Annotated in this window: 22 protein-coding genes; 8 read left to right on the top strand and 14 right to left on the bottom strand. The window is 36.1% G+C overall.

Going from position 1 to position 21001, the window contains the following annotated elements; all coding sequences use genetic code 11:
- Window positions 1–42: 42 nt before the first annotated feature.
- The 10 genes from Q0X89_RS07315 to Q0X89_RS07360 all read right to left on the bottom strand — a co-directional run bounded on the left by Q0X89_RS07315 (window position 43) and on the right by Q0X89_RS07360 (window position 9742).
- Window positions 43–1206, bottom strand: coding sequence for a sigma-54 dependent transcriptional regulator (locus Q0X89_RS07315; RefSeq protein WP_297692650.1), 1164 nt, complete (start codon window positions 1204–1206; stop codon window positions 43–45).
- A 10-nt stretch (window positions 1207–1216) separates the two neighbouring features.
- The gene (locus Q0X89_RS07320; protein WP_297692652.1) at window positions 1217–2095 is read right to left on the bottom strand and encodes a DUF6268 family outer membrane beta-barrel protein; all 879 of its coding nucleotides are present in this window, start codon (window positions 2093–2095) and stop codon (window positions 1217–1219) included.
- 50 nt (window positions 2096–2145) lie between these two features.
- Entirely contained in the window at window positions 2146–3033 is an 888-nt protein-coding gene (locus Q0X89_RS07325) for a mechanosensitive ion channel domain-containing protein (protein WP_297692654.1), read from the bottom strand.
- Between the two features lie 2 nt (window positions 3034–3035).
- Complete coding sequence (locus Q0X89_RS07330; protein WP_297692656.1) at window positions 3036–4373, bottom strand: ABC transporter permease; 1338 nt, start codon at window positions 4371–4373, stop codon at window positions 3036–3038.
- Window positions 4366–5301 (bottom strand): ABC transporter ATP-binding protein, encoded by a 936-nt coding sequence (locus Q0X89_RS07335; RefSeq protein ID WP_297692658.1) that lies wholly within the window; start codon window positions 5299–5301, stop codon window positions 4366–4368. Before Q0X89_RS07335 ends, Q0X89_RS07330 begins: the two co-directional genes overlap by 8 nt.
- 372 nt (window positions 5302–5673) lie before the next feature.
- Window positions 5674–6786, bottom strand: coding sequence for a molecular chaperone DnaJ (dnaJ, locus tag Q0X89_RS07340; protein WP_297692660.1), 1113 nt, complete (start codon window positions 6784–6786; stop codon window positions 5674–5676).
- A gap of 15 nt (window positions 6787–6801) precedes the next feature.
- Window positions 6802–7374: a nucleotide exchange factor GrpE gene (locus tag Q0X89_RS07345; protein WP_297692662.1), complete on the bottom strand. Its 573-nt coding sequence runs from the start codon at window positions 7372–7374 to the stop codon at window positions 6802–6804.
- A 136-nt stretch (window positions 7375–7510) separates the two neighbouring features.
- On the bottom strand, window positions 7511–8470 hold the full coding sequence (locus tag Q0X89_RS07350) for a TIGR01777 family oxidoreductase (protein WP_297692664.1): 960 nt from the start codon (window positions 8468–8470) through the stop codon (window positions 7511–7513).
- A 104-nt stretch (window positions 8471–8574) separates the two neighbouring features.
- Window positions 8575–9237 carry a tRNA (5-methylaminomethyl-2-thiouridine)(34)-methyltransferase MnmD gene (mnmD, locus tag Q0X89_RS07355; RefSeq protein ID WP_297692666.1) on the bottom strand — a complete coding sequence of 221 codons (663 nt, stop codon included), beginning with the start codon at window positions 9235–9237 and terminating at the stop codon, window positions 8575–8577.
- Window position 9238: 1 nt separating this feature from the next.
- Window positions 9239–9742 carry a DUF4920 domain-containing protein gene (locus Q0X89_RS07360; protein WP_297692668.1) on the bottom strand — a complete coding sequence of 168 codons (504 nt, stop codon included), beginning with the start codon at window positions 9740–9742 and terminating at the stop codon, window positions 9239–9241.
- Window positions 9743–9850: 108 nt separating this feature from the next.
- Here Q0X89_RS07360 and Q0X89_RS07365 point away from each other — a divergent pair, with 108 nt between their 5' ends.
- Window positions 9851–10918, top strand: coding sequence for a branched-chain amino acid aminotransferase (locus Q0X89_RS07365; RefSeq protein WP_297692670.1), 1068 nt, complete (start codon window positions 9851–9853; stop codon window positions 10916–10918).
- Window positions 10919–10963: 45 nt separating this feature from the next.
- On the opposite strand, the gene Q0X89_RS07370 is transcribed toward Q0X89_RS07365, so the two are convergent.
- Complete coding sequence (locus Q0X89_RS07370; RefSeq protein ID WP_297692672.1) at window positions 10964–11350, bottom strand: nucleoside triphosphate pyrophosphohydrolase family protein; 387 nt, start codon at window positions 11348–11350, stop codon at window positions 10964–10966.
- A gap of 538 nt (window positions 11351–11888) precedes the next feature.
- Here Q0X89_RS07370 and crcB point away from each other — a divergent pair.
- The 4 genes from crcB (at window position 11889) to Q0X89_RS07395 (ending at window position 15399) form a co-directional block, all read left to right on the top strand.
- On the top strand, window positions 11889–12260 hold the full coding sequence (gene crcB, locus Q0X89_RS07380; RefSeq protein WP_297692676.1) for a fluoride efflux transporter CrcB: 372 nt from the start codon (window positions 11889–11891) through the stop codon (window positions 12258–12260).
- Between the two features lie 277 nt (window positions 12261–12537).
- Window positions 12538–12876: a P-II family nitrogen regulator gene (locus Q0X89_RS07385; RefSeq protein ID WP_297692678.1), complete on the top strand. Its 339-nt coding sequence runs from the start codon at window positions 12538–12540 to the stop codon at window positions 12874–12876.
- 27 nt (window positions 12877–12903) lie between these two features.
- Window positions 12904–14157, top strand: coding sequence for an ammonium transporter (locus tag Q0X89_RS07390; protein ID WP_297692680.1), 1254 nt, complete (start codon window positions 12904–12906; stop codon window positions 14155–14157).
- Between the two features lie 117 nt (window positions 14158–14274).
- Window positions 14275–15399 (top strand): outer membrane beta-barrel protein, encoded by a 1125-nt coding sequence (locus tag Q0X89_RS07395; RefSeq protein WP_297692682.1) that lies wholly within the window; start codon window positions 14275–14277, stop codon window positions 15397–15399.
- A 74-nt stretch (window positions 15400–15473) separates the two neighbouring features.
- Here the strand turns inward: Q0X89_RS07395 and Q0X89_RS07400 are convergent, their stop codons facing one another.
- Window positions 15474–16130 carry a DUF1684 domain-containing protein gene (locus Q0X89_RS07400; RefSeq protein WP_297692684.1) on the bottom strand — a complete coding sequence of 219 codons (657 nt, stop codon included), beginning with the start codon at window positions 16128–16130 and terminating at the stop codon, window positions 15474–15476.
- 207 nt (window positions 16131–16337) lie between these two features.
- Here Q0X89_RS07400 and Q0X89_RS07405 point away from each other — a divergent pair, with 207 nt between their 5' ends.
- Complete coding sequence (locus Q0X89_RS07405; RefSeq protein ID WP_297692686.1) at window positions 16338–17546, top strand: MFS transporter; 1209 nt, start codon at window positions 16338–16340, stop codon at window positions 17544–17546.
- A gap of 5 nt (window positions 17547–17551) precedes the next feature.
- The gene (locus Q0X89_RS07410) at window positions 17552–18289 is read left to right on the top strand and encodes a DJ-1/PfpI family protein (RefSeq protein WP_297692688.1); all 738 of its coding nucleotides are present in this window, start codon (window positions 17552–17554) and stop codon (window positions 18287–18289) included.
- Here Q0X89_RS07410 and Q0X89_RS07415 read toward each other — a convergent pair.
- The gene (locus Q0X89_RS07415; RefSeq protein WP_297692690.1) at window positions 18276–19697 is read right to left on the bottom strand and encodes an alpha/beta hydrolase; all 1422 of its coding nucleotides are present in this window, start codon (window positions 19695–19697) and stop codon (window positions 18276–18278) included. The two genes, Q0X89_RS07410 and Q0X89_RS07415, sit on opposite strands and share 14 nt — an antisense overlap.
- 242 nt (window positions 19698–19939) lie before the next feature.
- Window positions 19940–20389 (bottom strand): Lrp/AsnC family transcriptional regulator, encoded by a 450-nt coding sequence (locus Q0X89_RS07420; RefSeq protein ID WP_297692692.1) that lies wholly within the window; start codon window positions 20387–20389, stop codon window positions 19940–19942.
- A 119-nt stretch (window positions 20390–20508) separates the two neighbouring features.
- On the opposite strand from Q0X89_RS07420, the gene Q0X89_RS07425 reads away from it, so the two are divergent.
- Window positions 20509–20946, top strand: a complete 438-nt coding sequence (locus tag Q0X89_RS07425; RefSeq protein WP_297692694.1) for a hypothetical protein — start codon at window positions 20509–20511, stop codon at window positions 20944–20946.
- The last annotated feature ends 55 nt before the right edge of the window (window positions 20947–21001 follow it).

A 21001-nucleotide genomic window follows, 5' to 3' on the forward strand; every position in this document is an offset into this window, starting at 1 on the left:
GGAATTTTCAGAGGGGATTTAATTATTTGCCAATGCTGATATCTATTTACTTGCAAAAAGGGTAACATCTTCTTCAGAAATTTCGTCACCGCCCAGGATAATTAAGCGTTCCACCACATTTCGTAGTTCGCGAATATTTCCCGTCCAATCATAACCTTTTAAAAGTTCAAGCGCTTTTTTACTAAATTTTTTGATAACCACACCTTGTTCAGAGGCAATTAAAGAGGTAAAATGATCTATTAGTAGCGGAATATCTTCCCTTCGGTCATTCAGTGAAGGTACATTTATGAGTATTACAGCTAACCGATGGTATAGGTCTTCTCTAAATTTTCCTTCTGCAATTTCTTGTTGAAGATCTTTGTTGGTTGCGGCTATTACGCGCACATCAACTTTAATATCTTTATCCGTACCTACCCGTGAAATTTTACTTTCCTGCAAAGCCCTAAGTACTTTCGCCTGAGCGGACAGGCTCATATCTCCTATTTCATCCAAAAAGATAGTGCCCTTATTGGCAGCTTCAAATTTACCGGCCCTATCCCTTACTGCCGAAGTGAAAGCTCCTTTAACATGACCAAATAATTCACTTTCAATTAGTTCAGAAGGGATTGCCGCACAATTTACTTCAATAAAAGGCCCACCACTACGATCACTTTTTTCATGCAACCAATGCGCCACAAGTTCCTTTCCTGTACCATTTGATCCTGTAATTAAAACCCTTGCATCCGTTGGCGCTACCTTTTCAATCATATCCTTGATGGCCGTAATCTCCTTACTTTCCCCAATCATTTCATAACCCTTACTAACCTTCTTCTTTAAGATCTTGTTTTCCTTAACAAGTTGTTTTTTGTCCAGGGCATTCCTAACTGTAGTTAGCAGTCTGTTTAAATCAGGTGGTTTGGAGATGTAGTCGAAAGCCCCTAACCTCATTGTATTTACAGCAGTATCCAAATCCCCGTGTCCGGAAATCATGATAAACGGTATTTCCGGCCTTACTTTTTTTGCAGCCTGCAGCACTTCAACGCCGTCCATTTTGGGCATTTTTATATCACAAAGCGCCAGGTCATAATCTGTTTTTTTAATCATCTCCAGACCATTAGAACCATCTTCTGCCTCATCTACTTCGTACGTTTCACTTTCTTCCGATAAAATTTTAACCAAAACCCTGCGGATTGCCGCTTCATCTTCAATAACCAGTATTTTAGACATACTCTTAATTTTAAAAAATTGAAATTTTAAATCCTGCTTTCCAGTATATACCTCCTGCGTTTTTGTCATTTAAGGTATAAACTTTTTCCCTCTTGTCATTTCTAAGCAAGCCACGCTGGTTCAACGTAACTCCTCCTATTCCATAAAATGACATACGTTTACTAATATTATACTGGTAGCCTACAGCCCCAAGAATCGCCGAGAGTGAAACGGCAGATCCGAATTCACCGTCGGGCAAAAGAATATCATTTTGGAGGTTTACAAAGTAGCCGTCCAAAAATAATGCCATTTGTAAAGTATGTTTATCTTTTATATGGTATCTAATATCAGTTCTGGGAATTCCCAGGGAATACGACCAGGATCTGTGAAATCTTTTATGATAATTAATAAGCGGTAAGGGAAAAGGAAGACCGGTGGTACTGTTATAGGTGAGTCCCAATATTAATCTGAACGGTTTGTCAATATCCTTTTTTTCCTTCCACATAGTCGCCGTAAGATTTAATAAAAAGTCATCTCCCTGCAGCCCATTTACCAAATTAGAAGCGATCCTGGGAGTCACAATACCAACAAACCGCCAATCTTCATTTAGTTTAAAGATATAACCGGCATTGAAATCAATTACATAAAGGGTATTTAATCCACTCGAATCAAATGGATATTCTTTAGTGATTTCAAAATCTATGAGATTAAACTCGCCTCCCAGAACAAGATACTTATCCCAACCAACTTTAATAGGAACATTTAGCAAAAATCGATAACGTGATGCATTGGTGCCCGAATCTCCCTTAGGAAGTGAAGTATATTCAACCCTAAGTATATCCGTACTTTGAGCAAACGAAACTTCACTTAACAAAAGTATAAAGGCTAGAACCAAAATATACCTTATCATATCACCGAGAACGCTTCTTCCACATTAAAATTTTAATTAGGTATTTATAATTATTTTTTAAATAAATGCACGTCTCGTTGTGGAAACGGGATAACAATATTGTTTTTGCGGAACTCCGAATCAATTACATATCGAATTTCACTTTTTACCTTTAACGCAAGAAAAGTCTCATTTATGTAAAAATGCAGCGAAAATGAAAGACCAGATTCTCCGAAATCATCAAAAAGCACAAATGGTAATGGATCTTTCAAAACTTTATTGTTCGATTTTAGACATGAAATCAATATTTCGGTAACCAAATCAACATTACTTCCATAGGCTACCTGAACTCGTATTTCTTCTCTGGTAGTTACATTATTTTGGGTATAGTTATAGACAATATCCTTCATAAATTTATGATTTGGGATAATTATGACCCTGTCATCCCGGGTAATAGCCCTGGTAGTTCTCAATTTAATTTCAACCACCTTACCTACCTTACCCTCAGTCTCTACAATATCTCCAACCTGAACTGATTTATCCGTAATAATGAAAATACCCCCAATAATGTCCTGGAACAGATCCTGAAGGGCCAGGCCAAGTCCAACAAACAAGGCTGCTGATGCAGTAATAAGAAGAGTAATATCTACACCACCTGCTCTCAGTGTAAGAAGGATGACTAACAGATATACAAAATACTTTATAAACTTAAAGATGCTAATAAACTTTAGCTTATCATCACCTTCCATTTTATTAGTATATAATCTCCTAATCGTTTTTAAAACAAAATCGGTTACAATAAAGGTTATAATTAAAAGTATTAGGAGCCCTATTGTTATATGAATGGAATTCTCACCTTCTTCACCCAGATGCAGTCCCCAATTTAAAAACTCCTTTATGGAAGCCCATACATCTTCCTGAAAGAACCTCTTTACCTCGTCTTCTTCTTGCGCTAGCATGATTAGTATTTTAGCCATTTATATAATTCCTTATAGGTTGGTTTCTTGCCATACATTAAAATTCCCACTCGGTAAATTTTGGCTGCGAGCCATACAATTCCGATAAATGTTACAATTAAAAGTACAATAGAAGTAATTATCTGCCACAGTGGAACCCCTCCATCTCCAATACCTCCTGGTAAACGCATGAGCATCACAATGGGTGACGTAAAAGGAAATAGGGAAAATGCAATAGCAATAGGACCATGAGGGTTGCTAAATACAGAAAAGAATCCAACATAAATGGCCAGCATTAGTGGCAGAATTATGGGAAAAATAAATTGCTGTGTATCGGTCTCATTATCTACAGCCGCGCCAATAGCCGCATAAATAGAACTATAAATTAAATATCCGAGTATAAAATAAACTAAAAACAGAGAAATGAGTAAAAACCAGGGTATCTGCAGAAGTTCGAGTGCATACAATTGCATCGTATTTGATGTTGCCGGTAAAGGAGAAATACTAGTCATAGGATTAGCTGAAATTGCAGATTGATCGCTGAAACCTGTAAGATCTATTCCGGAAACCAAAAATATTACAAACAAGAGTAAGGATGCAGATATTATCCAGATTGAAAATTGTGTTATTCCCGCTAAGGAAGTGCCAATAATCTTTCCTAACATTAATTGAAATGGTTTTACAGATGAGATTATTACTTCAATAATACGACTAGTTTTCTCTTCAATTACACTGCGCATCACAAAACCACCGTAGATAATGATAAACATCATTATCAAATAGCCAAATCCGCCACCAACAAAAGCTTTCATTTCATTTATACCTTTTAAATTTTGCTCTCCCGTAAAAGTGGCTATATTCATTTCGAAGTGGTCATTAATTGAAGTAAATTCCTCCGAAGAAACTCCAATATCTATTAACCTTCTTTGCCTTAAGCGTTCCTCGAATATATTTTCTAAAGGATCGAGCACCATAGTACTAGGAGCATCTTTTGAATAGAAGAAGGAATTTTGGGTTACCTGTTCCAGGTCGCTCCCATTAGGAATATACAACAGGCCTGAAAACCCAAGATTCAAAGTTGAATCCTTTGCTGCTTGCAACGATATCCCTTTAAAAAAAACATAGGAGGTTCTTTCGGTAGTATTGAAATCCGTAGAGAAGTAATCGCTTTCATTAAATATTGCGATTATCCTTTTCTGACTATCATTTACCTTAGTCAGATAAGCGATAAGTACAATCATTCCCACCATAAGAATCGGACTTAGGAAAGTCATGATCACAAATGATTTGTTACGGACTTTAGCCAGATATTCGCGCTTAATTATTAAAGGCAATTTATTCATGGCCATTTATGTTTTGTACGGTTTGAATAAATATCTCATTAGCTGTAGGGATAGTCTCCACAAAATTATTTATACTCGCTTCTGCAGATAATAGCGACAAAAAATTTCGGGTGTCATCCGAAGGTAATTGAACTGTAAAATCTAGTTGCTTTTTGCGCAAATCATATGTCGAAGCAGTGATATCAAATTTATCTGAAATCTGTTTTAAAAAAATTTCCCCATTTTCTAATTCCAGTCCAACTCTATATATGTTGTTTTTGTATTGTCTTTTGATATCTTCAAGCCTACCATCCAAAATCTTTTCCGCATTGTGCAAAAGTGCAATATATTCACATAATTCTTCGACAGATTCCATTCTGTGAGTCGAAAAAATGATCGAAGTCCCTTTATCCTTAAGCTTTAAAATCTCTTCTTTTATAATGTTGGCATTAATAGGATCAAAACCACTAAAAGGTTCATCAAAAATTAAAAGTTTGGGCTCATGCAAGACTGTAACAACAAACTGAATTTTTTGCGCCATGCCTTTTGAAAGCTCCTGAATTTTTCTGTTCCACCAATCTCCTATTTCCAGCTTATCAAACCAATGCCTGAGCCTTTTATTTGCCTCAGATTTACTCAATCCTTTAAGCTGGGCAAGATACAGTGCCTGCTCGCCAACTTTCATGCTTTTATAAAGACCTCTCTCTTCAGGAAGATAACCAATTAAAGCTATATGATGAGGTTGCAGTAACTCTCCATTAAACAGAACTTCACCAGAATCTGGATAGGTAATTTGATTTATAATTCTTATTAAGGTTGTCTTACCAGCACCATTAGGGCCCAAGAGTCCATAAATACAATTCCTTGGTATCGCCAGAGAAACATTATTTAGTGCAATTTGGTCACCAAATTTTTTAGTAACATTATTGGCAACTAAGATATCTTTCATGCGGGCATTGTTTTATTAAAATCTGAATGTATCCGTAACTTTTTCAAACCGAGTTTTGAACTTAGATAAAACAAATAGAGCAAATTCTTAATTACAACTTTTTCAATATTAGTAAAGTCAGAATTTATTATCTATTATCATTACTTTTTATAGGATTCAAAGATATAGAAATGCATTAAAACGGTTCTTTAAACCAGGTTATTTTGTTTTCAACCTCAATGATTTAATGCACAAAGCACGTATAAAAAACAAAACCCACCCTTAAATAGATTAAGGATGGGAAAAAAATTGCTATGAAAAAGAAAATTAATATTGGTTTCCCAATATTGATTCAAATATACGTTTTTTATTTAAAAAGAAAAGTTTAATTCGTTAAGAGAACATATCTTTTACTTTTTCAAAAAAGGATTTATCAGATTTTTCTGGCTTTGGTTCAAAGTTCTCGGTATTACGCATCTTCTCAAAAAATTCACGTTGCTCCTTATTTAATTCCTTTGGCGTCCATACATTTACATGAACCAATAGGTCGCCTGTACCATAACCATTAATACTAGTAATACCTTTTCCTCTCAATCGCAGAATTTTGCCCGATTGAATACCTGCTTCCAATTTAATACGAACCTGACCTGTTACCGTATCAATCTCCTTAGTTGTACCTAAAATGGCATCCGAAATACTTATGTATAAATCATAATGAAGATTATCACCTTCTCGCTTTAAGGTAGCATGTTCCTTGGTTTCTATGGCAACCAGCAGATCTCCTGAAATTCCATTACCGGGAGCTTCATTACCCTTGCCGGATACTTTTAACTGCATCCCCTGCTCAACCCCTGGGGGTATTTTAATGGAAACTGTCTCTTCTACCACTTTTAAGCCCTGAGCATCAGCATCTTTCGGTCTTTTATCTATGATTTGACCACTTCCTCCACAACTATTGCAGGTGGCTGCTGTTTGCATCCTACCTAAAATTGTATTGGTTATTTTTGTTACCTGCCCCGCACCGTTGCAGGTAGTACAGGTTTTATAGGTTACACCAGCCGCTTGCTTTTTACGTTTTACCTTAACCTTTTTCTCAACACCATGGGCAATCTCTTCAAGGGTTAAGCTAACACGAATTCTTAAATTGCTGCCTTTTACTCTGCGTTGACCCCCACTAAAGCCTCCAAAGCCACCAAATCCGCCACCAAATGCACTGCCAAAAATATCCCCAAATTGGCTAAAGATATCGTCCATATTCATTCCTCCACCACCAAAACCACCGCCTTCAAATGCAGCATGCCCATATTGATCGTATCGGGCTTTCTTGTCAGGATCACTCAAAACTTCATAAGCTTCAGCCGCCTTTTTAAACATTTCTTCTGCCTCTGCGTCTCCCGGGTTTTTATCCGGGTGAAATTCTATGGCTTTTTTTCGATAAGCTTTTTTAATCTCAGCTGCTGTGGCGCTTTTGGAAATACCCAATATTTCATAGAAATCCTGCTTCATAAGTCTATTATTTGTTTAATTTCCAACAACCACTTTTGGATGTCGTATAATTTTATCTCCAAGTTTGAACCCCTTTTCAACAACATCTATTATTTTACCTTTTAGTTTTTTATTAGGAGCAGGAATCTGGGTAATTGCGTCATGGACTTCGGCGTCAAAAGCATCACCTTCTTTCGCTTTTATCTCCTGTAAACCCTTAGATTTAAGTGTTTCTTTTAATTTATTACTGATAAGATCAACACCTTTAAACAATTCTTTATCGGTAGACTTAGAGATCTCTTTTAGAGCCCTATCAAAATCATCCATGATCGGCAACAGAGCTAACATAATCTCCTGCCCGGCAGTTTTAAAAAGGTCCATACGTTCCTTAGTAGTGCGCTTTTTGTAATTTTCAAACTCCGCAAACAGCCTTAAAAACTTGTCTTTTTCCTTTTCCAGATCTTCCTTTAATTGTTCTTCAATAGATTTTATCTCCTCTTGCTGCTCATTTGAATCTGCCTCCAAGTCCTGTTCTTCCCCCATTTCCTCAAATAACTGCTCTTCCGGAATCATTTCATTGATCTCGTCTGACTTATCTTTTTTGTTCATTTGGTATTGCTTTTTATAAACCTCAAATTAGGATGGCAAAAGTACTGCCAATTCTTTTAAAATGTCAAAATGTCACAAAAAAAAACACCCTAATTACAGGATGTTCTATTTGAAACTACTTATCTATATATTTAATCTACACGTATTCTTTGGACAAAACATCATCCTTGTTGTCCTCATTGACTTGCTCTGAGTATATATTTTCCAATGCTCTGCAAATATTATTAAATTCAAAATTAAAGCCTTCTTTTTCTATTTTTTTACTGCTCACGCGCTGACTAACAAATAAAAGATAAGACATTTCACCCAGGATAAGTCTCATTGCAAATTGAGGAATATTGGGCAAAAACAAGGGTTTATTAAGGACCTTGGCCAATTCTTTGACCATTTTTCTGTTAGTTACAGGATTTGGCGCTACTCCGTTATAAACACCAGACAGATTATTTTCCATGGTAAATACAAACATTCGGGCAATATCATTCACATGTATCCATGATTGCCATTGTTCCCCAGAACCAAATGAAGCGCCTAAATATTTTCTAACAGCATTTTCTATATTTGGTAAAGCTCCTCCCTCTGATGAGAGAACAAGGCCAATTCTTATTTTAGCTACAGTACAATTAAGCTCCTTGAATTTATCCATTTCTTTTTCCCACATCTCTGATACTTCCCCCAAAAAGCTTGCATCCACGGTCGTTTCCTTTTCGGTGTAAAAATCAGTTAGGGAATTTGGATAGATTCCGATTGCAGATGCAGATATGAAAGTAATTCTTTCCTTCGTGTTCAAGTTTTTAATTGCACTATATAGTGTGCTAAGGCTGTCTATTCTGCTGGATAGAATTTGCTTTTTGTAAGATTTTGTCCATTTGCCTGCAATACCAGCACCAGCCAAATTGATAATTGCAGTAACTCCCTCAAAACAATTTGCATCTAATTTATTTTTTTCTGGCTCCCAATAAAATCCCTGATAATTGTTTTCGTTCTTTATTTTGGATCTATCAGTTGTAAGATAATTAACTGAAATCCCTTTTTCACGACATAGGTCGGTTATGGCTTTGCCTATTAATCCGGTTGCCCCGGCAATTAATACTTTCATTGCATAATTTTCGCTAAAGATATTGGTTTTTAAACCCGTAGCAATCAGGTTTAATTTGGATTTAACAGTATCCTTTATAAATTATTGCTAAAATTTGTTTCCCTTTACACTTTTAGAGCCCTAAGCATTTCCCTTTTACCGGGTGGTCCAGGTAAGCGTTCTACGACAAAACCAACAGCCTGCATTGCTCTTCTGACACTTCCTTTAGCCGAATAGGTGACCAAAACTCCATGTTTAGTAAGAGCTTTATACATTTTATCAAAAACCGGTTCTGTCCAAAGTTCCGGTTGTACCCTGGCACCAAAGGCATCAAAATATATAAGGTCGTAAAGATTGTTGTCAGAGATGTCCCGGAAGTCTTTTTTGTACTTATTAAATGTAAAACGAGGTGTAATTATTGTTTTGATTCCCCAGGGACACGTATGCATTTCAAAAAATGCCTCTCTATACGTCTCTGCCTCCAAAGTTCCAATATAATCAAGCTGTGATATTTCTTCATCTGTTACGGGATAAGCCTCAATACCAGTATAATCTACCCTTCTATTAGTTTTTTCGGCTTCAATCAAAGTTATCAGGGCATTGAGACCTGTTCCAAAACCAATCTCCAAAATATTTATGGGCTCATTGGTTAAATATTGGAATCCTTTATCTATAAAAACATGATTTGCCTCATTTACGGCACCGTGTTTGGAGTGATATTGTTCCTCCCAATCCTGTATTTGAATGGTTTTGGAACCATCGGCCGTAGTAATTATCTTTCGTATCAACTTATTGCCCTATTAGTACGCCATCTGCCTCAAATGAAAATGTTTTTTCAGGTTTTATTATCCGTTCAATATCTTCCTGTGATTTGCCGGCATCTTGGGCATAATGTTTTTGATCATCAATGCTCATGAGATCCACAAAAGCAATTCCATTTACAATTACTTCCTTTCCTTCAATATCCTTAGGTACAAAAAAGCCATAATCTTTAAACTTCACCATTACTTCCTCTTCATTATTTAATTTCAGTTTCATCCAACAACCTTTAGACTTGCAAACATCCACAACCGTTCCTACAAATTTGGTTTCCAAGGTATCTGTCTCCGAAAGTGTCTTAAATTTAACTAACATTTCTCCGCTTTCAATAGCATCTTCGCCATCAATGGACTTACCAAATGAAGCATAATTCTTTTCAATTAGCACTTTTTCACTTTCGCCTGATGACTTTTGTTGATTTTTACAAGCCATTAACAGTACTAATAACACAAGTAAAATGTTAAAACTTTTCATTATTAATAATATTTATGATTCATCTGCAAAACTGGCGATTTTTCCTCGGAAAAAGAAGTCATTAAAGGTGATAATTGTTTAATTTTAATCCAAGAAAAAGTGATTTCAATGGATACAGAAGTAAAAAATCTGATAGTGGAGAAGGCAGAATCATCTAAGATTACTGAGGTTAATTTTGATGATCTTCCTTTTGGCGCATATTTCACAGATCATATGTTTGTCTGTGATTATAGAAATGGTGTATGGGAAACGCCAAAAATAATTCCTTATCAGCCATTGCAAATGGAACCTTCTTCCAGGATATTTCATTATGGCCAGGCTGTTTTTGAAGGGATGAAGGCCTATAGAGATGACAAGGGTACTGTTTGGCTATTTAGACCTGACGAGAACTATAGACGTATAAATAAGTCCAGTGTCCGACTGGCAATGCCTGAATTTCCTGAAGAATATTTTTTTGAAGGTCTCAAGAAGCTTTTACAGTTAGACGAGAAGTGGATTAAACCTGGCGTAGGTAATTCTTTGTATATCCGTCCTTTTGTTATTGCAACCCAAGCTGGAATAATTGCTTCTCCCTCTGAGGAGTTTAAATTTATTATTATTTGCTCTCCTGCACAATCCTACTACGGAGGTGAAGTAAGAGTAAAGATTGCTGAAAAATTTAGCAGGGCAGCTGATGGTGGATTTGGTTTTACCAAGGCCGCCGGTAATTATGCGGGGCAGTTTTATCCAACCAACCTGGCCAAGGAAGAAGGGTTCCAACAAGTGGTTTGGACAGACGCGAATACACATGAGTACATAGAAGAAGCTGGTACCATGAATATCTTCATTCGACTGGATGATAAATTAATTACTTGCCCAACAGGGGATAGAATATTGGATGGTATAACCAGAAAAAGTATCATTGAATTGGCAAAAGACATGGGAATTGAAGTTGAAATAAGGCCCATAAAAGTGTCTGAGCTGGTAGATGGAATAAAGAATAATTCTTTAAAAGAAATGTTTGGTAGCGGAACCGCTGCTGTGATTAATCCAATCTTGGGCTTTGGTTATAAGGGTGAACGCTTTGAGTTACCTAAAATTGAAAAATCCTATGCAACAATCCTGAAGCAAAAATTACTGGAAATACAATATAACAAGACTGAAGATAAATTTGGATGGAGGTATAAAGTCCAGTAATCTCCTAAAAACATAATAAACATGTGCTAAAAACTAGTACCTGTTTTATTTATCCAGAATAGCCTGAATATTTGGCTTAAAATATTCCGGCCCTTTCAATACTTTCCCATCTTCCCTGTATATAGGTTTCCCATCTTTTCCTAATTTGCTCATATTGCTTCGTTGAATTTCTTCAAATACTTCCTCTATTTTATATTGCATGCCGTGTTCAAGAATTGTCCCACAGAGAATATAAAGCATATCTCCTAAAGCATCAGCTACCTCTGCCAAATCATTATTTTGTGCAGCCTCAAAATACTCTTTATTCTCCTCGTCCATAAGGTTAAATCGAAGCTTATTCTTTGCTTCACCAAGATCTGCCTTCATTTCGTGAGACACCCCAAGACCAAAAGATCTGTGAAAAATTTCTACCGAAGCAATTTTCTTTTTCATGGTATTTTTGTTTTAGTTTTGCTAAAAATAATAAATATGTTTAGCACAGGACAAGTACTATTTGCCATAGTTTTTATATTGTTATTCACATTGATCCTGATATTTTCTTATCGAAAAGACAAGAAACTTCACGCTAAAAATTATAGTGGGGTAAAATGGGTCGGGATTGTATTTGTCATATTCATAATATTCCTATTTGCGATTAAGTATATTCTTAAAAATTAACATTATTGCTACCAACACCACAAAAATTTGGTAATTCACAACAAACTGCGTATTTCATTCGTATAATACAAGAAAAGAAGTAATTTTGCGTTAACCAATTATATTATAATTCTAAAATGACCACTTTTTTAACCATTTTTATTGTTCTAGTCATATTTAATGCTGCACTTTTGTTTTTTAGTGTAGCCAGCGCCGGACAGAGAGTAAACAAGTTAAGGAAAAGTATTTCAGAGCAATCTTTAACAAAAATTTATCCTCTGGAATTAGATTCAACCAAGTATAAAAAAGCAATTTAGTTTTTTACCTTTAGGGTATGAAACAATTTTTGCTTGTTTTTATTGGTGGCGGGTTTGGTAGCTTTCTTCGTTTTGTAATTGGCAAAACTTTCAACGATTATTTTCATAATTTTTTCCTCGGCACATTTATAGTTAATATAATTGGCTGTTTAGTAATTGGTTTTATTCTGGGTGCATCAATGAAAGGGAATCTTCTTTCAAAAGATCAAATCCTGATCCTATCTACAGGGTTTTGCGGAGGATTTACCACGTTTTCAGCATTTACATTGGAAAACCATGGATTGCTTCAATCCGGCCAATTACTGCATTTTTCTTTTTATACCTTAAGTAGTATTGCAGTTGGTGTACTCGCAGTGGTAATGGGCCTTTGGCTTGCCAGATTAATATAATATTTCTGTTTTTAGCACACCTTTTTATCCTTATTAGTTAGTTTAATTTGATTTCCTTCTATAAAAAATGGACAGGTTTAACACTTTCCTACAACTTTAGTTAATTCTCTCCCACAAAATAATCATATATACAATTTTTTAAGTTTTTAATAACATACCCTTAAAATTAATAGGGTCTAATTAAAATAAATATAAAAATTACTCAACCACCCCTACTTTTTTTAGGGTGTTAAATTATTTAATATATATTTGCGCCGATCAACAATAAAATTTAAAAATGAAAAAAGTTGAAGCAATTATTAGAAAATCCAAATTTGATGACGTGAAAAACGCACTTCATGAAATTGAGGTAAATTTCTTTAGTTACTGGGATGTAACTGGAGTTGGAAATGAAAAACAAGGTCATGTCTATCGTGGTATATCATACAGTACTACAGACATCCAAAGAAGGTATCTCGAAATAGTCATATCTGACGAATTTCTTGAAAGAACCGTAAACACAGTTTTGGAAGCCGCTTATACAGGAAATGTAGGCGACGGTAAAATCTTTGTTTCCGATGTCCTGCAGGCCTATAGAATACGAACCAAAGAAAACGGCCAAGCCGGAATCAACTAAAAAGTAACAAACTAATACTTAAAAGAAATGGAAGCAGGATTATTTACAGCAAATAATGTTTGGATGATGGTATGTACCGCCCTCGTATTTTTTATGCATACAGGGTTCGCCTTTTTAGAAATTGGCCTCACCAGACAAAAGAACACGATCAATATTCTCTTTAAAAATATCTTTATAATCACAGTAGGCCTACTACTGTATTATATAGGTGGTTTTAATTTAATGTATCCGGGATTTGAAGAAGGTTCCATGGGTATTTTCGAGTTTGCAGGTTTTGGCATTGACGCCCCGGAAAATGGGATGACTGCCGAATATGCCGACGGAGGTTATACCTGGTGGACAGATTTTCTGTTCCAGGGAATGTTTGCAGCCACGGCAGCTACAATTGTTTCAGGAGCTGTTGCGGAGCGCATTAAAATAGGTCCATTTATGATTTTCACAATCATTTATGTGGGTCTTATATATCCTATAGCAGGTTCCTGGCAATGGGGTGGCGGATTCCTTTCCACATTAGGAGGAGAAGAAGGAGGCTTTTACGATTTTGCCGGATCTACTTTAGTACATTCAGTTGGTGGATGGGGAGCTTTAATAGCCATTTACTTATTGGGAGCCAGAATAGGCAAATTTAGTGAAGATGGTAAACCACAGGCTATCCCTGGCCATAGCATTCCTATGGCAACAGCGGGGGTATTAATCCTATGGTTAGGCTGGTTTGGTTTTAATGGTGGCTCTGTTTTATCTGCAGACCCGGCTACTACATCTCTGGTACTTGTAACCACTTGTTTGGCGGCAGCAGCCGGTGGTGTTGGAGCAGCGATATTATCCACACTAATGTATAAGAATATGGACCTTACCATGTTCCTGAACGGAATTTTAGGAGGCCTGGTAGGTATTACCGCAGGCGCGGATCTAATGTCGCCTACCGAGGCTGTAATTATAGGTCTTATAGCTGGTGTCATAATTGTACTAGGTGTAGCCTTAATTGACAGAATTCGATTAGATGATCCTGTTGGTGCAGTTACCGTCCACCTTATATGTGGAATCTGGGGAACACTTGCAGTTGGAATATTTGGAGACCTTGCCGGAGGCCAGCAGTTAATCTATCAATTGACCGGAGTTGCCTCAGTGGGAGTATTTTGTTGCATCTCCGCCTTCATAATCATTTTTGCACTCAAGAAAACCGTAGGAATAAGAGTTCCAAAAGAAGAAGAAATAGACGGGTTGGACTTGGCTGAACACGGAATGGACGCCTATGCCGATTTTAGAATGAGTGAACAATAATATATAGTAAAAATGAACGGAGCGTTTGGCAGAACGCTCCGTTATAAAACATTTTCAATTAAATCAATTTAAATATCATTTAACGTTCTCCTCAAAAGGAAACTAAAACATTGAATTATGAAAACATTTATTAATACAAGTTACATAAAAAATCTCTTACTTTTAGCATTGTTATTGCTTGGAACAGCGTCTTTTGCTCAGGAAGAAGAGGAAGAAGAAAAAAAGAAATTTTCTTTTAGTGGATCAGCAGATGGCTACTTCAGAGCAAATTTTGATGGCCTCAACAAAGTAATACCAGACGACGCCGGTGGATCTGTTGGACCAACGGCACCCGGCACTTCATTCGCTAACAGACCTGGTTTTGCATTGGGTATGGTTAACTTAATTGGTGCTTACGAAGGTGAAAAGGTTGGTGTTGTTGTCGACTTAGTTTTTGGACCCAGAGGTGAAGAAGCAGTTTTTGGATCACCTTTTGGTTCATCAAATATTATAAACCAATTATATGTTTACTGGAACGTTAGTGAGACTGTTACATTGACCTTTGGTAATTTCAACACTTTCCTGGGTTATGAAGTAATTTCACCAACTGGTAATTTTAACTACAGTACGTCCTATATGTTCTCCTACGGGCCGTTTTCCCATGCTGGTATAAAAGCTGATTTTGACCTTGGGAACGACTGGTCTGCTATGGTAGCCATTATGAATCCAACTGATTTTACTGATGTTAACCCATTTAGCGAATATTCCTTTGGTGCCCAGTTAGGGTATTCAGGCCAATTTTTAAATTTCATTTATGGAAAACAAGGGTTTAATGAAACCCTGGTTGCAGGGGTTCCTACGGAAACTGATATCAAAGGTCTTTTCCAAATTGACTATACCGGCGGTTTTGATATAGGTGAATCCTTTTTTCTTGGAATAAATGCTACTTACCAAGATACAGATGGTGTTGGCTTTTATGGTGCAGCTTTATACCCTCAGTATAGCACTTCGGATACATTTACAATCGGCTTGAGAGGAGAATATTTCAAAGAAAGTGGTGATTTTGGAGCAATAGGAACCGGACTTGAAGATTCCAGTGTATTTGCAGTAACACTAACAGGTAACCTTACGGTTGGTGAATACCTTACATTTATTCCTGAAATCAGATTAGACAGTGCATCAGATGATGCTTTCATAAATAATAATTTAGAAGCATCAAAAAGCCTTTCCTCTTTCTTATTGGCTGCTGTTTTTGCGTTTTAGATAAAAAATTAGTTTGGTTTTGTTTAGTTAAATAAATGCCGGCCCTGATGGTAATTCATCAGGGCCAATTTATTTTATTTCATTTTAAAATTTTTCACACCAGCAGTAATTTTAGTGTTCAGTATATTTCTTTTTGGGACTATAGGACAAGAATACTTCTTATTATAAACGCAATAAGGATTGTAAGCCTGGTTAAAATCAATTACAATTGAATTTCCTTCGGGGATTTCCAAATCAAGATACCGGCCTCCGGCATAGGTCTCTTCACCATTTGTATTATCCAAAAAAGGCAGGAAGAGGTAATCTTCATAGTCTTCTGTATCTTTCAATTCAAGGTTTTGATAAACTTCAAGACTGTATTTATTTCCATTTAGAGCGAAATGGACTATCCCGTATACCACTTCTTCGGAAAAACGTTCTGTTGTAGTAGGCATCATAAAAGGAATTGCATCCGCTGTCCGCTCCAGAGTAGCTATTACTCTAAATGAAGTATCGGGCTGAAAGAAATCCAAGCCCTCAAAATCTTTGCGATATCTGTCGGGTAAAGGAGATGTCTCAGGGTTTTGGAATTCTTCATTAAGCTTTTTCTGAAATAATAAAATCTCATTAACAAGCTCTGAATTATCCGCTTTTATATCCGAGTTTTTTGCATCGTGATATTTGCGTTTATCTTCACAAGCCAATGTGCAAAAAAATAAACAAACAAGCCAAACTAAGATATTTTTTTTCATAGACGCGTATTTCATTCAAAAATACAACATCTCTTTTTTTTTATATACTTTTACTTTTCAAGAATAAATTATGCATAATATGTTGATTGAAAGGACGGAAAAGGCATTCTGTACACCGGTCCACTGACCCTGCTATGATTGAAACCAATACTATTTTATAAGCTATGGCCTGACGAGTATGTCGGGCTTTTTTATGATTCAAACCGCATGAAATCAATTTATAATAATTACATAAATTCATTTAAGGGATTATCGAAAGAGGTTTGGTGGCTCTCTTTGATAACCCTGATAAATAGGGCGGGGACTATGGTCATCCCTTTTTTATCGCTTTATCTTACTCAGGATCTTGGTTTCACATTGGAAAACGTTGGAATTATTATGAGTTGTTTTGGATTAGGATCACTTGTCGGTGCCTGGCTGGGAGGAAAATTAACAGATCGCTTTGGTCCATATCGGGTCATGTTGGTAAGTCTTATTTTGAGTGGGATACTTTTTATTATTCTTCAATTTCTTAATTCTTTTTGGTCAGTTTGTGGAGGTGTATTCTTGTTAATGATTATCGCTGATGCATTCAGGCCAGCGACATTTGTCGCCCTTAACTCATATAGTAAGCCTGCAAATAAAACCAGATCGGTAACACTTATCAGACTTGCCATAAATCTTGGTTTTTCTGCCGGCCCAGCTATTGGTGGCCTTATAATAGCAACCTTGGGTTATGGCGGGTTATTTTGGGTAGATGGTCTTACCTGCATGGCAGCTGGTGTATTACTATTAGTTGTCTTAAACCCTAAAAAGGCAAAAGTCCAGGAAAGCATTCAAAATGAAATGCCTCTATCTGCATATAAAGATGTACAGTATTGGATATTTATTGTTTCCATGGTTCTGTTCGCATTTGTATTTGTGCAATACTTTTCCACAATTCCAATATACTATAAGGATGCGCGCGGGTTAAATGAAACGCAAATAGGTTTGCTTTTAGCGATGAATGGCTTTTTAATTGTAGTTTTTGAAATGCCTCTCATTAAATTTTTGGAAACAAGGTCTTTGTCCAAAATAGCCCATGTAGTGATTGGCTTGTTGTTGGTTACCTTAAGCCTGTTAATCTTTAATTTCGGTACATGGGTTGGTATTCTTGTAATAGGTATGTTATTGATGACTCTGGGAGAAATGATAGCGTTTCCATTTTCATATGCATTTGCCATGGACAGAGCACGGAGGGGCAGACCAGGTGAGTACATGGCTCTTTATAGCATTTCCTTTTCAATTGCTCATATTTTCGCGCATAATTCAGGAATGAATTCCATTGCAAAGCTTGGCTATGAAACCACATGGTATTTAGCCTCCGTTATAGGCCTACTCGGTATTTTATTACTTTTATGGTTAAAGCAAGTCCTACTAAAAAGTACCCGAAATTAAAGTCTATGAAATATTTCATCATCTTATTAATTTTTGTTGGATTCACTTCCGGTTGCAAGGAAAAAAAGAATCATTTGGAGCCTTCTTCAACCAAGCTGAAAAGAGCTGCCAGAATTATTCCCGGTAATTATAATGTTGCTTTCCTAATTATGGAGGGAACATATAATACAGAATTTACCGCTCCATTTGATATTTTTCAACATACAAAATATCATGAAGGCATAAAGGCCATGAATACATTTACTGTGGCTAATACATTAGAACCGGTTACTACTTTTGAGGGTCTGCGAATTTTACCTGATTTTAACTACTTAAGGGACTCCCTTCCACGCATTGATATACTCGTAATTCCCAGTGCAGAACACCATTTGGATACAGACCTAAAAGATACTGCCATGCTGAATTTTGTAAAAAGCGTAGATAAGAATGCGTTATTTATGACCTCACATTGTGATGGTGCTTTTGTACTTGCAAAAGCAGGGCTGCTTAATAAAGTTTCCTCAACCACTTTCCCAAGTGATATTGAAAATTACAAGCAGATGTTTCCCCATCTGAATGTCAGGGACAGCGTATTATTTGTGCATGATGGAAAATACATTACCTCTGCAGGTGGAGCTAAAAGCTTTGAGGCCTCTTTATATCTTTGTGAATACCTTTATGGGAAAGAAGTAACTAAGTCGCTTGCCAAAGGATTAGTTATTGATTGGAACCTAGATTTAATTCCAAAAATTATTCCTCAATAATGGTGTCATATCGAGATTCCTTCAGGTATTTATTTACTATGGCATTAAACTCGGGCATAATTCTCAACAGTGCCGTATGCTCAAGTGAATATAGGCGGGGCTTATCCTTATATCCGTTTTTTAATAATTCTTCGAGGTAAAACAATGCCGTACCGAAGTCTTCGTATTTGGAACTATCAGATATGATTTTTAAGTAATAAGAATACGCCTTGGGCTCCGTAATAGTTTTGAGCATCCAAAGAAAACTCAATGTCTCGTCATTAACCACCGGATATTCCAATTCAATATCAATATTATCTTCTATTAGTGCATTGAGATAACCCAATAGTCTTTTTCCCATTTGTCTTTCGAAAGGATCCGACTTTTTATCATACTTTTTCAGTTCATCCATCTGATAATTCCACCATCCCAGATTATTGTAATTAAGAGTAGACACATCTTCATCCAGATTATAATTATAATCATCAATAATAAATGATTCCCTAAGAAGGACATTATTCAAATTTCGTTTTTGAGCTCTGTATGAATTTGCTTTTTTAAGGATTTTAATTTCCTCCCTCAATGAATCAATTTCCAGATGTGGCCTGTAAACAGAAATTATTTCATTAAGCCGATCATATGCCAATAAACTCTTACCTGAACTTTTTAATCCTAAGTATTCCTGAAAATTTTCGCGATAATTATCAAGGATAAATTTATTGTCCCTCTGAACATTTCCTTTAGCCATGGCAGCTAGTGTAAGGTTCTTTAATGCCTTGTCTATAAGGTCATATGACCATTTCTCACCCCCATCAAAAACCAAAAGGTCATTGGGGAATTTCATTTTGTTAAGCAATTCCCGCCCTTGTAGCATTAGAGGAAAGTTGAAATCCTCATTCCCAACTATTCCGATAAAATAAAAAGGCCTTTTTTCATCCAATAACTCTACACTTGGCACAAATGAGCCGCAAGAAATTACCCCGTTTACTTCTTTAATAAAGGAAGGTACAACGGTGGCAAATTTAGCTCCCGAGGAAAACCCTGCTGTATAAATTCTATTATTATTTATAGGGAAAAGCGATGCAACCTCACGAAACATCCTACTGGTAATTAAAACATTTTTAGAAATTGAAATCGTATCACTTATATCATTAGAGGAAGCAAGCAGATATCCTTGTTCTTCGGCAGCTGTCTTAAACATATTCAATGCCTGGCTATTCTTGCCATTCATGTCAAAAACAAATATAATGGGCCAGGTACCCTTACCATCAAACTTTTTTGGAAGATATAATTTATAAGTTTCGGAGATTGAATCATTGATCTGAATAGAATCTATGATCCTTCCCTTTTTAAACACTGCCTGTCTGGATTGCGAACTGACTGTATATGCCAGGCCTACAAATAAGAGAAGAAATAAAACTCGCTTCATATTTCTGAAATAATCAAAAACCCGGCCAAAATAGATAAGAATAAAACAAATTCTCAAAATTATACTTAAAACCTTTTTACAATTCAAGAGATGAATAACCTGTAAAGCACAACCTCATCAGAACCTATAGTTAAATTAAGTAATTAAATCCCTTAACAGCAAATATTCAAAACTAATTATTATAAATAATGTCAGCTTAGAATTGAGTTGTCTGTTTTAAACCTTTTCAAACTTAATAAACGTTACTTGAGTCGTTTTATTGGCGCATCGGAAACTACATCAGAAAGAATAATATGTGTTCTTGTTTCCCCATATCTGATAAGTTCATCGATAAATCTTTCCAGATGGGCCTGGTCCTTTAGAACTACTTCCATAATAATATTCTCGTCACCCGTAATTCTGTAACAATTTATAACTTCCTCCAGGGTTTTAACCATTTCAAGAAAAGGTTTCAGTTTACCCATAAATGCCCTTAATGTAATAATGGCCTTGAGTTGATACCCGGCTAGGGTATAGGACACTTTAGCCTTAAAACCTTCGAGTATTCCGAGGTCTTCCATTTTTTTAACACGCTCTGCCACAGCTGGTGAAGTCAGGCCAACTTCCCTTCCAATATTTGACAAAGACAACCTTGAATTCTCCTGCAGAAGTCTAAGTATGTGCCAGTTTAAGTCATCTATTTTAATATTCAAAGTAATTTGTATTTAAAAATGATTTTTCCATAGCTAAAATACAAAATTGCTTTATATTTTAAAGATAATATCTGAAATTTGGACGTAACTTTATTCTAGAATTTTTGCTAAAAGAGAAAATGCCCTACAAGAATTTAAGAACCTTACCGGTTTATAGAAAAGCTATGGAACTCTGCTCTATGAGCAGGGAAATAGCCTCGTTTGTTTCTCAAAACAAGGACTTGCTAAAATTATATCAATCTAACAGTTTAAGAGACAATATTGCCGATTCTTTGCTCACGGACGCTATTTTGATTCCACAGCAGATAGCGCAAGCTGAATCTACTGATTCTTACGCTGTTCGAATGAAAAGTGCTTCGTTTATCAACATTATGATAGGTAATATAGTTTCTTATTGTAACGGATTGGAAAATGATGGATTAAAAGAAAGGGAGTACCTGGATTTACTTCGAAAAGAAATTCACAGCTTTAGAAGGTCTTTTAAGAAATGGAGGAAGTCTATTGGTAAAAATTATGGCGGTTCCAGCTGGGGGTTTAATGATTATATGGGCTATTAGTTAACGCTCTTATGGAGCAACTCTATCGATAACTTAATTTCCCAGGCTAACCTAA

This window comes from uncultured Eudoraea sp., assembly GCF_947258525.1.
In the GTDB taxonomy this organism is placed as follows: Bacteria; Bacteroidota; Bacteroidia; order Flavobacteriales; family Flavobacteriaceae; genus Eudoraea.

What these genes read in the sequence shown, in the direction of transcription:
- Q0X89_RS07315 (WP_297692650.1), bottom strand. Translation starts at nt 1,206, where the DNA reads ATGTCTAAAATACTGGTTATTGAAGATGAAGCGGCAATCCGCAGGGTT.
- Q0X89_RS07320 (WP_297692652.1), bottom strand. Translation starts at nt 2,095, where the DNA reads ATGATAAGGTATATTTTGGTTCTAGCCTTTATACTTTTGTTAAGTGAA.
- Q0X89_RS07325 (WP_297692654.1), bottom strand. Translation starts at nt 3,033, where the DNA reads ATGCTAGCGCAAGAAGAAGACGAGGTAAAGAGGTTCTTTCAGGAAGAT.
- Q0X89_RS07330 (WP_297692656.1), bottom strand. Translation starts at nt 4,373, where the DNA reads ATGAATAAATTGCCTTTAATAATTAAGCGCGAATATCTGGCTAAAGTC.
- Q0X89_RS07335 (WP_297692658.1), bottom strand. Translation starts at nt 5,301, where the DNA reads ATGAAAGATATCTTAGTTGCCAATAATGTTACTAAAAAATTTGGTGAC.
- dnaJ (WP_297692660.1), bottom strand. Translation starts at nt 6,786, where the DNA reads ATGAAGCAGGATTTCTATGAAATATTGGGTATTTCCAAAAGCGCCACA.
- Q0X89_RS07345 (WP_297692662.1), bottom strand. Translation starts at nt 7,374, where the DNA reads ATGAACAAAAAAGATAAGTCAGACGAGATCAATGAAATGATTCCGGAA.
- Q0X89_RS07350 (WP_297692664.1), bottom strand. Translation starts at nt 8,470, where the DNA reads ATGAAAGTATTAATTGCCGGGGCAACCGGATTAATAGGCAAAGCCATA.
- Q0X89_RS07360 (WP_297692668.1), bottom strand. Translation starts at nt 9,742, where the DNA reads ATGAAAAGTTTTAACATTTTACTTGTGTTATTAGTACTGTTAATGGCT.
- Q0X89_RS07365 (WP_297692670.1), top strand. Translation starts at nt 9,851, where the DNA reads ATGGATACAGAAGTAAAAAATCTGATAGTGGAGAAGGCAGAATCATCT.
- Q0X89_RS07370 (WP_297692672.1), bottom strand. Translation starts at nt 11,350, where the DNA reads ATGAAAAAGAAAATTGCTTCGGTAGAAATTTTTCACAGATCTTTTGGT.
- crcB (WP_297692676.1), top strand. Translation starts at nt 11,889, where the DNA reads ATGAAACAATTTTTGCTTGTTTTTATTGGTGGCGGGTTTGGTAGCTTT.
- Q0X89_RS07385 (WP_297692678.1), top strand. Translation starts at nt 12,538, where the DNA reads ATGAAAAAAGTTGAAGCAATTATTAGAAAATCCAAATTTGATGACGTG.
- Q0X89_RS07390 (WP_297692680.1), top strand. Translation starts at nt 12,904, where the DNA reads ATGGAAGCAGGATTATTTACAGCAAATAATGTTTGGATGATGGTATGT.
- Q0X89_RS07395 (WP_297692682.1), top strand. Translation starts at nt 14,275, where the DNA reads ATGAAAACATTTATTAATACAAGTTACATAAAAAATCTCTTACTTTTA.
- Q0X89_RS07400 (WP_297692684.1), bottom strand. Translation starts at nt 16,130, where the DNA reads ATGAAAAAAAATATCTTAGTTTGGCTTGTTTGTTTATTTTTTTGCACA.
- Q0X89_RS07405 (WP_297692686.1), top strand. Translation starts at nt 16,338, where the DNA reads ATGAAATCAATTTATAATAATTACATAAATTCATTTAAGGGATTATCG.
- Q0X89_RS07410 (WP_297692688.1), top strand. Translation starts at nt 17,552, where the DNA reads ATGAAATATTTCATCATCTTATTAATTTTTGTTGGATTCACTTCCGGT.
- Q0X89_RS07415 (WP_297692690.1), bottom strand. Translation starts at nt 19,697, where the DNA reads ATGAAGCGAGTTTTATTTCTTCTCTTATTTGTAGGCCTGGCATATACA.
- Q0X89_RS07425 (WP_297692694.1), top strand. Translation starts at nt 20,509, where the DNA reads ATGCCCTACAAGAATTTAAGAACCTTACCGGTTTATAGAAAAGCTATG.